At 67.0% G+C, this 13,315-nt stretch carries 12 protein-coding genes; 1 reads left to right on the plus strand and 11 read right to left on the minus strand.

What is annotated here, in order from left to right:
* Nucleotides 1-154: 154 nt before the first annotated feature.
* From mihF to pyrR, 10 genes are all read right to left on the minus strand, one after another.
* A complete protein-coding gene (gene mihF / locus RIF23_RS04030) occupies nucleotides 155-475 on the minus strand; it encodes an integration host factor, actinobacterial type (RefSeq protein WP_310910932.1) in 321 nt (106 codons plus the stop codon).
* 318 nt (nucleotides 476-793) lie between these two features.
* Nucleotides 794-1,522, minus strand: coding sequence for an orotidine-5'-phosphate decarboxylase (gene pyrF, locus RIF23_RS04035; protein ID WP_310910933.1), 729 nt, complete (start codon nucleotides 1,520-1,522; stop codon nucleotides 794-796).
* 209 nt (nucleotides 1,523-1,731) lie between these two features.
* Nucleotides 1,732-2,697, minus strand: a complete 966-nt coding sequence (locus RIF23_RS04040) for a dihydroorotate dehydrogenase (RefSeq protein ID WP_310910934.1) — start codon at nucleotides 2,695-2,697, stop codon at nucleotides 1,732-1,734.
* A gap of 19 nt (nucleotides 2,698-2,716) precedes the next feature.
* Nucleotides 2,717-3,649, minus strand: a complete 933-nt coding sequence (locus RIF23_RS04045) for a dihydroorotate dehydrogenase electron transfer subunit (RefSeq protein ID WP_310910935.1) — start codon at nucleotides 3,647-3,649, stop codon at nucleotides 2,717-2,719.
* Nucleotides 3,646-6,975, minus strand: coding sequence for a carbamoyl-phosphate synthase large subunit (gene carB / locus RIF23_RS04050; RefSeq protein ID WP_310910936.1), 3,330 nt, complete (start codon nucleotides 6,973-6,975; stop codon nucleotides 3,646-3,648). Before carB ends, RIF23_RS04045 begins: the two co-directional genes overlap by 4 nt.
* A gap of 48 nt (nucleotides 6,976-7,023) precedes the next feature.
* Nucleotides 7,024-8,184, minus strand: coding sequence for a glutamine-hydrolyzing carbamoyl-phosphate synthase small subunit (gene carA, locus RIF23_RS04055; RefSeq protein ID WP_310910937.1), 1,161 nt, complete (start codon nucleotides 8,182-8,184; stop codon nucleotides 7,024-7,026).
* 3 nt (nucleotides 8,185-8,187) lie between these two features.
* A complete protein-coding gene (locus RIF23_RS04060) occupies nucleotides 8,188-8,721 on the minus strand; it encodes a PH-like domain-containing protein (protein WP_310910938.1) in 534 nt (177 codons plus the stop codon).
* Nucleotides 8,718-10,010, minus strand: a complete 1,293-nt coding sequence (locus RIF23_RS04065) for a dihydroorotase (protein ID WP_310910939.1) — start codon at nucleotides 10,008-10,010, stop codon at nucleotides 8,718-8,720. The genes RIF23_RS04060 and RIF23_RS04065 overlap by 4 nt, the downstream gene beginning before the upstream one ends.
* Nucleotides 10,007-10,960: an aspartate carbamoyltransferase catalytic subunit gene (locus RIF23_RS04070; protein ID WP_310910940.1), complete on the minus strand. Its 954-nt coding sequence runs from the start codon at nucleotides 10,958-10,960 to the stop codon at nucleotides 10,007-10,009. The genes RIF23_RS04065 and RIF23_RS04070 overlap by 4 nt, the downstream gene beginning before the upstream one ends.
* Nucleotide 10,961: 1 nt before the next feature.
* On the minus strand, nucleotides 10,962-11,570 hold the full coding sequence (pyrR, locus tag RIF23_RS04075; RefSeq protein ID WP_310911257.1) for a bifunctional pyr operon transcriptional regulator/uracil phosphoribosyltransferase PyrR: 609 nt from the start codon (nucleotides 11,568-11,570) through the stop codon (nucleotides 10,962-10,964).
* A gap of 687 nt (nucleotides 11,571-12,257) precedes the next feature.
* Here pyrR and bldD point away from each other — a divergent pair.
* Nucleotides 12,258-12,752, plus strand: a complete 495-nt coding sequence (gene bldD / locus RIF23_RS04080) for a transcriptional regulator BldD (protein ID WP_310910941.1) — start codon at nucleotides 12,258-12,260, stop codon at nucleotides 12,750-12,752.
* Nucleotides 12,753-12,806: 54 nt separating this feature from the next.
* Here the strand turns inward: bldD and RIF23_RS04085 are convergent, their stop codons facing one another.
* Entirely contained in the window at nucleotides 12,807-13,289 is a 483-nt protein-coding gene (locus RIF23_RS04085) for an SAV_6107 family HEPN domain-containing protein (protein ID WP_310910942.1), read from the minus strand.
* Nucleotides 13,290-13,315 lie beyond the last annotated feature (26 nt).

A 13,315-nucleotide genomic window follows, 5' to 3' on the forward strand; every position in this document is an offset into this window, starting at 1 on the left:
GCCCCGGCGCCGATGCTGGTGTCGCCCGCGGGCTCCGGCCCGGGGTCGCAGACTGGGATTGCCCTCCGTTATACCACCACCCTGGCAGTCCAAGGGCCGGGATCGTACCCCAGCAGGGTACGACCCCGGCCAACGCGCACCGGATTACCAGAGGCTAGTCAAGCTCCCCGAACTCGTTCTCCAGGGCAGCGCGCTGGTTGGCACCCAGCCCCCGGACGCGCCGGGACTCGGCAATGTTGAGCCGATCCATAATCTGCTTGGCCCGGACCTTGCCGACGCCCGGCAGGGACTCCAGGAGTGCCGAAACCTTCATCTTTCCGATGACTTCGGACTCCTGACCGCTGGTGAGGACCTCGGACAGGGAGATCCCACCGTTCTTCAACTTGGCCTTGACCTCGGCACGCTCCTTTCTGGCCTTTGCGGCCTTCTCCAGAGCGGCGGTGCGCTGTTCGGGTGTGAGGGGAGGAAGGGCCACGCCGGGTCACCTCGGATTTCTCTCGATTACGGAGGGCGGACGCATGCGCAAGTTAGTAGGTTCCCCCCTGGTTCGGCAACGCAATGTGGCCTTTCCAGCGCTTTTTCCTTCAATCCATTACTTTTAGTAATTGTTTGAATGCGCTCCGAAACCGAATCGGCCACATCTCCCATCGCTGACCATGATCAACACCGCAGCGCAGAGACCCGCGGACCACTGTGTTGCACACCACAATTGCATCGTGCAGGCAATTCTGGACCAGCCATATTCAGGGCCGCCATAACCACAATGCGTAGCGAGGGGACGGGCTGTGGAGGCTCACGCTGACGTCTGTCCAACCGATCCGGATGCGGAGGAGGCGGCCGCTCCCCGCAGTGACAGACCGATCGAGGACGCGGCCGCTCCCGGATCCGCAGCCCCGGTGATCGGGCGTCCGATCACGAGCAAATCCGCTCCCGCGGCCAATGCGGCCTCCGGAGTGGCCGTACGTGCCTGATCCTGACTCGCGGCACCATCCGGGCGCACCCCCGGGGTGATCATGGTTACATCCGGCCCCACCTCGGCACGCAACGACGCGACCTCGTGCGGGGAACAGACCAAGGCCCGTGCCCCCGACTCGACCGCCAGGACCGCCAGGCGACGGGCAGCATCCGCAGGCCCTCCCGTGATACCCACATCCGCCAGGGCAGCGGCATCGAGGGAGGTGAGCACCGTCACGGCAGCGATCTTCGTCTCGGGCGCAGACTCGACCGCGGCCCGGATCATATCCCGCCCTCCGGCAGCGTGTACGGTCAACAGCGCAGGCCCCGTACGTGCGACCGCACGTGCAGCCCAGCCGACCTGTGCCGGGATGTCATGCAGCTTGAGGTCCAGAAAGACCGACACCCGATTCGCGCCACGCAACGTCGTGACGACCTCCGGTCCATACCGAAGGTAGAGCCCCAGCCCCACTTTCACGGTACTGACATGAGGCGCCACCGCCGCGGCCGAACGGGCCGCCGTCTCGATATCCGGGGAGTCGATGGCGACTGCGATGGGTGCGACCACGTTCCTACTCCTTCGTTCTGGCTAGATGCGTGCTGTGCTGGACAGTGCGCCCCGTCGGCAACGGGGCAACGGCCCGGCGCCGACGCGCACCGAGTGACCCGTCCCCACTCGGTCCCGTCCCGGCGCGGTGACGCTGATCCGCCGCCTGTTGTGGTGCCCCCACCGGAGCGGATCATGCACTGTGGTTCGGTACGTGGCGAAGTCCGAACTCAGTGCGGACGACCGAAGCCACCGGTGCGTAGCGGGGCACCGTCATGCGCACGACCAACCACGTCACTGATCCGGGACCACCCCCGCTCCTCCAACAACCCGGTGAGCTCCCGCAGGATGCGACCACAGGCACCAGGATCATGCAGGCTGGCGGTGCCCACACCCACCGCGCTCGCACCGGCGAGCACGAACTGTAAGGCGTCGTCCCCGCTGTGAATCCCCCCCATGCCGATGACGGGGACCTGTGGCAGCGCCTGGTGCACGTCATGCACGGTCGCCAGAGCGATGGGACGGATCGCGGGGCCGGACAACCCGGCCGCGGCACCGGCTAGGGCCGGACGCGCGGTAGTGGTGTCCACGACCATGCCACGCACACTGTTGATCATGGACAGGACATCCGCTCCAGCCTCCACCACCGCCTCGGCCAGGGCAACGGTGCCCCCCACACTGTCCATCGCACTGGACAGTTTCGCGAACACCGGAAGTCCCGTCGCTGCGCGCACGGCACGGACCACGTCCACTGCCGAGGAGCGGTCCCCCACGAAGTACCGACCATGGTCAGCCTGGTTCGCACTGGCCAGATTGACCTCGACCGCCGTCACCCCGGCCTGACCGTCCAGCCGCTGGGCGAGTTCGGCATACTCGTCGGGGCTTCCCCCGGCGATGGACACCACGGCGCGGGCACCCTGCGAAACCAACCAGGGCAGATCTCGGTCCAGGAACACCTCCAGCCCCGGCCCCTGAAGCCCGATGGCGCTGAGCACACCACTGGGGGTCTCGGCGACCCGGGGGACGGGAGTCCCGGCCCTCGGCCCCGACATCAACGACTTGGTGACCACGGCGCCGAGCCGGGACACATCGGTGAAGAGGGCGAGTTCCCGGCCTGTGCCCGCACAGCCGGCCGCGGTCAGCACGGGGTTCGGCAGTCGGACACCGGCCAGGTCCACCCGCAGGTCCGGAGTCATCCGGGCTCCTCGTCCATCCTCAGCTGACCTCCCGATCCGAGCCGGTCAGCGACGGGGTGGCGTCCACGGGCTCCCGGTCGTGCTGGGGCCGGGCGGCCACCGCCCATCCCGGCGCGCCGAGAGCATCGAAGGGAATGGTCCCCACGTCGTCGAAACGCACCTGTTCTCCACGGAACACAGGGCCGTCCACACAGGTGCGCACCATGCGCGTAATCTCATCCGCATCCGTAACGGGCAGCACGCACGACATGCAGATCCCGGTCCCACAGGTCATCTGCTGCTCCACCGAAACCTGAACCGGAATGCCGTGGGAGGTGCCCATCGCGGTCACCGCCCGCAACAGGGGCAACGGACCGGCGGCGTAGACAACATCGGCCGGCGCCTCGTGCACGACTCGTTGGACCATGTCGCTGACGCGGGCCCGCTCCCCCAGCGACCCGTCCTCGGTGGTCAGGGTCAGGCTCTCCCCAAGCCGCTGTGCCGAATCACCGCCCAGGATGCGTGCCGCGGTACTGGCACCGAGAACGAAATCCACCCGGCACCCTCGACGCCGCAGTGCGCGGGCCAGGGGAACCAGGGACGCACCGCCATGCTCCTCACCGGCCAGGACACAGTTGACCGGGTCCCGCGGTAGCGGGTACGGACGTCCGAGGGGCCCGACCACATCCACCAGGTCCTGAGCCCGGCGTTCCGCGAGCCAGGCGGTTCCCGCTCCCCGCACGGCAAACCGGAACTCGACGGTTCCCCCGTGGTCGGGCCGGACCTCGTAGATGGAGAAGGGCCTGCGCAGCATCATCCCGGAGCGGTCGTCGCCCACCGCAACCGCGACGAACTGACCCGCGCGGAACCGTTCGGCAACGCCGGGCGCCACCACTGTGAGCGCGTGGTAATGATCGACAGGTCGTGCCGCCAACACAGGGACACGCATCTGCACCGGCCGGAAGTCGGTCACGCGTGTCTGCCCTCCACAGGGTTGGCTTCCCGCAGCGCCCGCGCGTGCTCCTGAAGGGAACGCACGCCGAGACTTCCCCGGGTCAGGGCCTCGATCCCCTGGACCGCAGCCGCCAGTCCCTGAACGGTGGTCACGCTGGGCACCGACCTGGCCACGGCCGCAGTGCGGATCTCGTAGCCGTCCAGCCGGGGCCCGGATTGTCCGGCACCACCGAACGGGGTGTTGACGATGAGATCGACCGCACCCTCGTGGATCAATTGGACGATCGTCGGTTCCCCGTTGGGTCCCGGACCCGCGCTGTGTTTGCGTACGGACCGGGCCTGAACCCCGTTACGACGCAGCACCTCGGTCGTACCTTCGGTGGCCAGGATCTCGAACCCGAGATCGGCGAGGCGTTTGACCGGGAAAATCATCGTTCGCTTGTCCCGGTTCGCCACGGAGACGAAAACCGTGCCCGAGGTGGGCAGGGGCCCGAAGGCTGCCTGCTGGGATTTGGCATAGGCGGCACCGAAATCGGCGTCCAGACCCATCACCTCCCCGGTGGAACGCATCTCCGGCCCGAGCACCGTGTCCACGTTCTGTCCATCGGCAGCGACGAAGCGGCTGAACGGAAGCACCGCCTCCTTGACCGAAATCGGCGCGTCCCAGGGAAGATCGCCCCCGTCCCCCGTCGCCGGAAGCATGCCTTCGCTCCGGAGTTCCGCGACGCTGGTGCCCAACATGATCCGCGCCGCTGCTTTCGCCAAGGGAACTGCGGTGGCCTTGGAGACGAAGGGCACGGTCCGGGAGGCGCGAGGGTTCGCCTCCAACACGTGCAGGACTCCGGAGGACACGGCATACTGCACATTGAGCAGCCCCCGAACCTCGGTGCCCCGCGCGATGGCCTCGGTCGCGGCGCGGATCCGGGCAATGTCCTCGTGGCCCAAGGTGATCGCGGGCAGGGCGCAGGCCGAGTCACCGGAGTGGATACCGGCTTCCTCGATGTGCTCCATGACTCCGCCGAGGTAGAGCTCTTCACCGTCGAACAGGGCGTCCACGTCGACCTCGATGGAGTCGTCGAGGAACCGGTCCACCAGGACGGGGTACTCGGGGCTCACCGCGGCGTTGCGCTCGATGTAGTCAGCCAGCATCGTCTCGTCATAGACGATCTCCATCCCGCGTCCACCCAGCACATAGGAGGGACGCACCATGACGGGATAGCCGATCTCCGCCGCGACGTGCCGGGCTTCGGTGAAGGAACGCGCGGTGCCGTGCCGTGGTGCGGGCAGGCCCGCCTCGGCCAGGACCTTGCCGAACGCGCCGCGGTCCTCGGACAGGTCGATGCTGTCCGGGGTCGTGCCAACAACGGGAACTCCGGCGGCGGTAAGTTCCCGGGCCAGCCCGAGTGGGGTTTGCCCTCCGAGCTGCACGATGACCCCGGCCACCGGGCCGGTAGCCTGCTCGGCCCGCACCACCTCAAGTACGTCCTCGCACGTGAGCGGCTCGAAGTACAGCCGGTCGCTGGTGTCGTAGTCAGTGGAGACCGTCTCGGGGTTGCAGTTGACCATGACGGTCTCGTATCCGGCTTCGGAGAGGGCCAGGCAGGCGTGGACGCAGCTGTAGTCGAACTCGACGCCCTGGCCAATCCGATTCGGCCCCGAACCAAGGATGATGACCTTGGGACGTGAACCCGTCGGAACCTCGCTCTCCTCGTCGTAGCTGGAGTAGAGGTAGGGCGTGCGCGCGGCGAACTCGGCGGCGCACGTGTCCACGGTCAGATAGACGGGATGGATCCCCAGGGCGTGCCGCAGCTCGCGGACAACGTCCGGGGACTTGCCGGTGATCTCACCGATCTGGACGTCGGAGAAACCGAGTCGCTTCGCGGACCGCAGGACCTCGGCGTCCAGTACCGCGGCGTTTGCCAGCTCCCGCGCCTGTTCCTCGAGGCACAGCAGCTGGTCCACGAACCACGGGTCGATGTGTGTGGCTTCGTGCACCTGCTCGGCGGTGGCCCCCGCACGCAATGCCTGCTGTACCTGACGCAGTCGATGTTCCGTGGGTGTGGCCGCGGCACGCAGAAGTTCGTCACGTTCGGCGGCTCCACCTGCCGGTCCAGCCCAGCTCAGCCCCACTCCGGCTTTCTCCACCGACCGCATCGCCTTCTGCAAGGCCTCCGGGAAGGAACGACCGATCGCCATCGCCTCACCCACCGACTGCATCGTGGTGGTGAGTCGCGGTTCGGCCGCGGGGAACTTCTCGAAGGCGAACCGGGGCACCTTGACCACGACATAGTCCAGGCTGGGCTCGAAGCTGGCGGGCGTCTCGCCGGTAATGTCGTTGGGAATCTCGTCGAGGGTATAGCCCACCGCCAGCTTCGCCGCGATCTTGGCGATGGGGAACCCCGTGGCCTTGGAGGCCAGCGCGGACGACCGGGACACCCGAGGATTCATCTCGATCACCACGATCCGCCCCGTGTCGGGATGCACGGCGAACTGGATGTTGCATCCTCCCGTGTCCACACCGACCGCGCGGATGACGTCAATACCGATATCGCGCATGCGCTGGTACTCACGGTCCGTCAGGGTCATGGCGGGGGCGACGGTGATGGAGTCACCGGTGTGGACACCCATGGGATCGAGGTTCTCGATCGAGCACACCACGACGACGTTGTCGTTGCCGTCGCGCATGAGTTCCAGTTCGTATTCCTTCCATCCGAGGATGGACTCTTCCAGCAGGACCTCGGTGGTCGGCGACAGGGACAGCCCTGTCCCCGCGATGCGGTGCAGCTCCGTCTGATCATGGGCGAACCCCGAACCGGCACCCCCCATAGTGAAGGAGGGACGGACGACCAGGGGATAGCCCAGCTCCTCGGCGACCCGGTCACACTCCTCCAGGTTGTGGCAGATGCGGGAACGCGCCGAGGACGCTCCCACCTGCTCAACGATGCCCTTGAACGTCTCCCGGTCCTCACCGGCAGCGATGGCCTCGACGTTGGCCCCGATCAGCTCCACGCCGTACTGCGCGAGTACCCCCGAGGAGTGCAGGGACACCGCCGTGTTGAGGGCCGTCTGGCCACCGAGCGTGGGCAGGAGCGCGTCCGGCCGTTCCCGGGCAATGATCTTCTCCACCATCGACGGCGTGATCGGCTCGACGTAGGTGGCGTCGGCGACCTCGGGGTCCGTCATGATGGTCGCGGGATTGGAGTTGACGAGGATCACGCGCAAGCCCTCGGACTTGAGTACCCGACAGGCCTGGGTGCCGGAATAGTCGAACTCCGCGGCCTGCCCGATCACAATCGGGCCGGAACCGACAACGAGAACTGAACTCAGATCACTGCGACGCGGCATGGTCTTCCTTGCTAGACATTGGTTCGGGACGGGTGCGGTTACCGGGTCTCATCCCGGTGTCACCGCCCCGGCTTCACGCTGCGCCATCAGTTCGCAGAACGTGTCGAACAGTTCGGCTGCGTCGTGCGGCCCCGCGGCAGCCTCCGGATGGTACTGCACACTGAACGCCGGACGGTCCAGCAGCCGCAGCCCTTCCACAACGCCGTCGTTAAGGTCCACATGGCTCACCTCGGCACGACCGAAGGGCGTGTCAAACGGACCGTCCGTGGGAGCGTCGACAGCGAATCCGTGGTTATGGCTGGTGATATGCACCCGCCGGGTGTGCACGTCCTGCACCGGCTGGTTGACGCCGCGATGCCCGAAGCGCAGCTTATAGGTCCCCAGTTCGAGGGCGCGCCCCAGTATCTGGTTACCGAAGCAGATGCCGAACAGCGGAACACGTGCGTGGAGGACCCCCCGAACAGCGGCAACAGCGCTGTCGGCGGTGGAGGGGTCACCCGGACCGTTCGAGAAAAACACCCCGTCCGGCTCCAGCCCGAGAATCTGGTCTGCCGTTGCTCCCGCCGGAAGCACGGTCACCGTACAGCCACGCTCCGCGAGCCGCTGCGGCGTCATTGCCTTGATCCCGAGGTCGACGGCTGCCACCCGGAAGCGGCTCGGCACTCCGGCCGGTGGGTCGACCTGGTACGGCTCGGTGGTGCTGACCTCGCCCGCCAGATCCGCGCCGGACATCTCGGGGCTCGTACGTACCCGCTCCACCAGCCGCTTCGGGTCCGTTTCCACGGTGCTGATGGCCGCACGCATCGCTCCGCGATCCCGCAGGTGTCGGGTGAGTGCCCGGGTCGCGGGCATCGCGATCCCCACGACTCCCTGGGCACGCAGTTCCGCGTCCAGCGTGCGCTGCGCCCTCCAGTTGGAGGGGATCCGCGCGGGCTCGCGTACCACGTAGCCGGCCACCCAGATCCGTCCCGATTCGGGGTCGTCGTCGTTGACCCCCGTGTTGCCGATATGTGGTGCCGTCATCACCACGATCTGGCGATGGTAGGAGGGATCGGTCAGTGTTTCCTGGTAACCGGTCATTCCGGTGTTGAACACTGCCTCTCCGAAGGTCTCCCCCGAGGCCCCGAAAGAACGGCCGTGGAACACACGCCCGTCCTCCAAAGCCAGGATCGCCGGCTGGTCCGCTGTCGCGTCGGTGCGAACAGCCACGTGTCATTCCCCCTCGTTGGGCGACGGCCGCCGCCCTGCCAGCAGGCCGTGAACCGCGGTGACCCACTCCCGAGCTCCCTGTTCCGTACGGGCGGAGAGGTGGGTCCGCAGTTCCTGCTGCTCGTGTCGCCAGTTGATGTAGATGTCCTGTTGCTGCGGTGGCACTCGCGCCGGATGGTCCCCATCCGCATTGGTTCCGCCCACCACGGTGTCAATGCGCTCCATGGGGATGAGGAAACCGCGCACGGCTGCCGCGGCAACGACCACTCCCTCGGCACGGACGTGGACAACAGCCGGTGACATGGTCCGCTGTCGACTACGCAGTACCTCCAGGATGGGTTTGAGTTCGCCCCAGCGGTCCATCGCCTTCGTGCCGAGATACCAGCCCGGCAGGGCGGGTATCAGGTCCCTGCCCGCGACGCGTTGCTGTGCGGGCAGGGACGGTATTCCCGGGTGTCGCCACGTCCGCCAGACCCCGTATGCGACGGCCACCATGGCAACCGTGCCCACGACGGCCCAGTAGACGACGTCGTTCATGTCAGTTTCCCGCCCAGAAGTGTGGGCCGGCCACGCAGGAATGTGGCGGTAACGCGCCCGGGCAGCTCGAAACCGCGGTAGGGCGTGTTGCGGCTCTTGGACGCGAACTCGGTCTCGTCGACGTCCCACGATGCCGCGGGGTCGTACAGGGTCAGGTTCGCGGGCTCCCCGACGGCCAGTGGCCGGCCATGGTCAGCCACCCGGCCGATCCGGGCCGGGGTGTGCGACATGCGGTCGGCGATCTCGGCCCAGCCCAGCAGTCCGGTGTCGACCATCGCGCGCTGGACCACCGGCAGCGCCGTCTCCAGACCGAGCATGCCCATCGCGGCGCCCTCCCACTCGGTTTCCTTGGCCTCGACCGGATGCGGGGCATGATCGGTGGCCACGCAGTCGATGGTCCCATCGGCCAGGGCTTCACGAAGAGCCTGCACGTCGGCTTCGGTGCGCAGGGGCGGGTTGACCTTGTAGCAGGGGTCGTAGTTCTCGGCCAGGTCATCGGTCAGTAGCAGGTGGTGTGGAGTCACCTCGGCAGTGACCGGGCATCCCCGACGCTTGGCCTCCCGCAGGATCTGTACCGACCCGCGAGTCGACACGTGACACACGTGCAGTCGCGAGGAGACGTGCTCGGCGAGCAGACAGTCCCGGGCGATGATCGCCTCCTCCGCGACCGCGGGCCATCCCAGCAGGCCGAGCCGGTCGGACACCACGCCCTCGTTGAGCTGTGCCCCCTCGGTCAGACGTGGCTCCTGGGCATGCTGGGCGACCACACCGTCGAAGGCACGAACATATTCCAAGGCCCGGCGCATCAGCAGTGCGTCCGACACGCACAGACCGTCATCGGAGAAGACCCGCACTCGGGCGGCGGAGTCCGCCATCGCCCCCAGTTCGGCGAGCTGGTGTCCACCCAGGCCATGGGTCACAGCCCCCACCGGACGCACGTCGCAGTACCCGGCCTCCCGTCCCAGACGCCACACCTGCTCCACAACGCCAGCAGTGTCGGCGACCGGGTCCGTGTTGGCCATGGCGTGGACCGCGGTGAACCCCCCCATCGCCGCGGCACGACTGCCGCTGGCCACGGTTTCGGCGTCCTCCCGCCCGGGCTCGCGTAGGTGCGTATGCAGGTCCACGAGGCCGGGCAGGACCACCGCGCCCTGCGCCGATACCGAATCAGCCCCGGGCGCGGTGAGTCCGGAGCCAATCTCGGCGATGAGACCATCCCGGACCAGGATGTCGGTCGCCGTGGAACCGGGGATCCGAGCCCCCGTCACCAATATGTCGGTGGCCGTCATTGCGCGCCCTTCTCCTCCAGCGTTGCGGCACCGATGCCAGATTCGGAGCCTCCCAGCAGCAAGTACAACACGGCCATGCGTACGCTCACTCCGTTACTGACCTGCTCGGTGACCGTGGCCTGCGGCGAGTCCGCCGCCTGAGCACAGATCTCCATACCGCGCACCATCGGACCGGGATGCATGATCAGTGCGTCGGAACGCAGGCGCTCCAGGCGTTCGGGTTGGAGCCCATAGCGGCGGCTGTATTCGCGTGTGGACGGGAAGAAGGCATGGACCATGCGTTCGGCCTGAACGCGCAGCATCATCACGACATCGCTTTTGGCAACGACATCGTCCAGGTCGTAGGAGACGGTGCACGGCCAGGTGTCCACGGACCACGGCAGCAGGGTGGGCGGTGCCACCACGGTGACCTCGGCTCCCAGGGTGTGCAGCAGCAGCACGTTGGAACGGGCAACCCTGCTGTGCCGGATGTCGCCGACCAGGGCCACCCGAAGGCCCGCGATCCGGCCGAGCCGTTGACGAATGGTGTAGGCGTCCAACAGGGCCTGGGTCGGATGCTCGTGGGTGCCGTCCCCGGCGTTGAGTACCGCTCCATCCACCCACGTGGCGAGGCGATGCGGTGCGCCGGAGGCTCCGTGCCGGACAACGACTCCGTCCGCACCCATCGCCTGGAGCGTCAGGGCTGTATCTTTGAGGCTCTCCCCCTTGGCCACACTGGAGCCCTTGGCCGAAAAGTTGATGACATCGGCGGACAGCCGTTTCGCGGCCAGTTCGAAGGATGTTCGGGTCCGTGTGGAGTCCTCGTAGAACAGGTTCACCACAGTCCGGCCACGCAGTGTCGGAAGCTTCTTCACGGAGCGCTCGGACAGCTGTGCCATCTCGGTGGCAGTGTCCAGAACCAGAGTCGCCTCGTCGTAGCTGAGATCCGCGGCGCTGAGCAGGTGCCGCATGTTATTCCCCTCCATCCGGCCGATGCCCTGCGGGGCCAATCAGCACCGCGTCCTGACCGTCCACCTCGTCCAGCAGAACGGTGACACTCTCCTGTAGGGAGGTCGGCAGGTTCTTTCCCACATAGTCCGCCCGGATCGGCAGACGCCGATGGCCACGGTCCACCAGGGTCGCCAGTTGGACGGCACGGGGCCGTCCGATATCACTGAGCGCGTCCATGGCCGCCCGCACCGTCCGTCCGGAGAACAGGACATCGTCCACGAGGACCACGACGCGATCGTCGACTCCGTCCCCGGGAATATCGGTGTGCCCGAGGGCACGCGGCGGCGCCAGGCGCAGGTCGTCGCGGTAGAGGGTGATGTCCAGCGATCCCACCTGGACGGTGTGCTCTGCGATCTCCGCATGGGCTCCCCCATCGGAGTCGAGCGCGTCCGCAGCGGCGGCGGTAGCGGCGTCCACGCGTTCGACACGGCGAGCCAGCCGGTGTGCGAGGGGAACGCCGCGGCTGGGGATCCCGAGCAGCGTGACGTTGTCGGACCCCTTGTTGCGCTCGATAATCTCGTGAGCGATTCGGGACAGCATCCGGCTGATCTCCGAGCTGTCCAGCACCATACGGGCCTGAACTGCGGTGGAGTCGCCGCCCGGGCCGCTCGACGATCGTGACCGCGCCTCGGCGGACTCGTTTCTGGGCGTGTCAGGACACACGAATTGGACCTCCTTGACCGCCTCACGGGACGGATCGTTAAAGGATGTCGACGATGAGAACCCACCTCGCCACAGCGTTTCCGGGGTTCCGGGGTTCCGGATGTTTCCGGGGACTTCCGGCGCGTCCAATGCTCGGGCACAGATGGGACCGCGGGCCAGGATACCAGGGCTGAAGCCAGGACGCTGCGACGACATTCCGACAGAACCGACACGATGTGTGATCCTCGTCACTTCCACTGGCGTTGGGTATGGCCGATGCGACAGACCGACCCCAGAGCCGCTGAGTATGGGAATCAGAACCGGAAGGCCCACACCACAGGGAATCCAACTCATCCACGTGGTCCACTGCGTCCCCTTTGCGGGTGAAGAACGACTTCGTTCACTTCTGTCCCTTCAGTCACCCAATGAGACGCGTTTTTCCCGAACGGCTTGACCCAGAGCGCCCAGCGCTCTACCGTCACTGTCTGTAACTAAACTCAGTGAAGCCAGACGGACCGATCCTGTAAGGCAACCACGGTTGCCCGGGCGTAGTTCCGACCAACCCAGGAACGTTCTGGCATTGCTGGCCACACATCCGGTCGGGAGCGACGAGAGATGCCATCGGAATACGCGAAATCGCTGGGTGCACGCCTACGCGCCATTCGGACCCAGCAGGGCCTGTCCCTGCACGGGGTGGAAGAGAAGTCACACGGCCGCTGGAAGGCTGTTGTGGTGGGCTCCTACGAGCGCGGGGATCGGGCCGTCACCGTACAGAAGCTGTCCGAACTGGCGGACTTCTACGGGGTCCCCATGTCCGAGCTTCTTCCCGGAGGCGCCGCACCTGCTCCCCTGGGACCGACCCCGAAGCTGGTCATCGACCTGGAGCGCATGCAGCAGCTCCCGCAGGAGAAGGCGGGCCCGCTCTCCCGCTACATCGCCACCATCCAGAGTCAGCGCGGGGACTACAACGGGCGTGTGCTGTCCATCCGCCAGGAGGATCTCCGTTCCCTGGCCGTGATCTACGACCGCTCTCCCGCCGATCTCACCGAGGAACTCATCAACTGGGGCGTACTCGACCCCGAGGCACGCCGTGCCGTGGAGTCCTTCTGACTCGCTGTGGGCACCTGCCAGACCACTCCTGGGCGTAGCGCCCTGCCCACTGTGCTACGCCCCGTGTTCCACGGAACCGTCGGGTACGGACACCGACGACCGTAGGACGTCCTCCACCACCGCCAGGAAGGTGGTGGCATCGTTCATGAGTTCTGTTGCGGCCCCCGGATTGAGGGCACTGGGCAGTCCCGCCTCTACGGCGGGCCGCTGGGCCGCACTGGCACTGAACCGGAGCGCCCAGCCGTCCAGACTCGGCTCGGCTTCGGGGAGCAGCTCCCATACGCTTCGGGGACGCTGGCGTTTGCGCCGTGTCCTGTGGCCACACTGAGCAACCACCGCTGCCGCAGCGCGCAATGCGGCGAAATGCGCGTGGAGAAACCGCGTGCTGGGATCTGGCGCCTGGTGAGCTGTACGCAGATACCAGCGAGCCGAGTCGAGGGCGGATCGGGCGGCGGGCAGCAGGGATCTCCGTGCTTTCGTACCCGCAACAGCCGGGTCGTGTTGGGACGAGGGTATCGACGGCACCGATTCGGACATGGCTCGTCCTCCCGCGATCGGTGGGC

Source organism: Lipingzhangella rawalii (assembly GCF_031628175.1).
Lineage (GTDB): Bacteria > Actinomycetota > Actinomycetes > Streptosporangiales > Streptosporangiaceae > Lipingzhangella_A > Lipingzhangella_A rawalii.

What these genes read in the sequence shown, in the direction of transcription:
- RIF23_RS04060 (WP_310910938.1), bottom strand. Translation starts at nt 8,721, where the DNA reads ATGAACGACGTCGTCTACTGGGCCGTCGTGGGCACGGTTGCCATGGTG.
- pyrR (WP_310911257.1), bottom strand. Translation starts at nt 11,570, where the DNA reads ATGGTGCTGGACAGCTCGGAGATCAGCCGGATGCTGTCCCGAATCGCT.
- carB (WP_310910936.1), bottom strand. Translation starts at nt 6,975, where the DNA reads ATGCCGCGTCGCAGTGATCTGAGTTCAGTTCTCGTTGTCGGTTCCGGC.
- RIF23_RS04070 (WP_310910940.1), bottom strand. Translation starts at nt 10,960, where the DNA reads ATGCGGCACCTGCTCAGCGCCGCGGATCTCAGCTACGACGAGGCGACT.
- RIF23_RS04085 (WP_310910942.1), bottom strand. Translation starts at nt 13,289, where the DNA reads ATGTCCGAATCGGTGCCGTCGATACCCTCGTCCCAACACGACCCGGCT.
- bldD (WP_310910941.1), top strand. Translation starts at nt 12,258, where the DNA reads ATGCCATCGGAATACGCGAAATCGCTGGGTGCACGCCTACGCGCCATT.
- RIF23_RS04040 (WP_310910934.1), bottom strand. Translation starts at nt 2,697, where the DNA reads ATGACTCCGGACCTGCGGGTGGACCTGGCCGGTGTCCGACTGCCGAAC.
- RIF23_RS04065 (WP_310910939.1), bottom strand. Translation starts at nt 10,010, where the DNA reads ATGACGGCCACCGACATATTGGTGACGGGGGCTCGGATCCCCGGTTCC.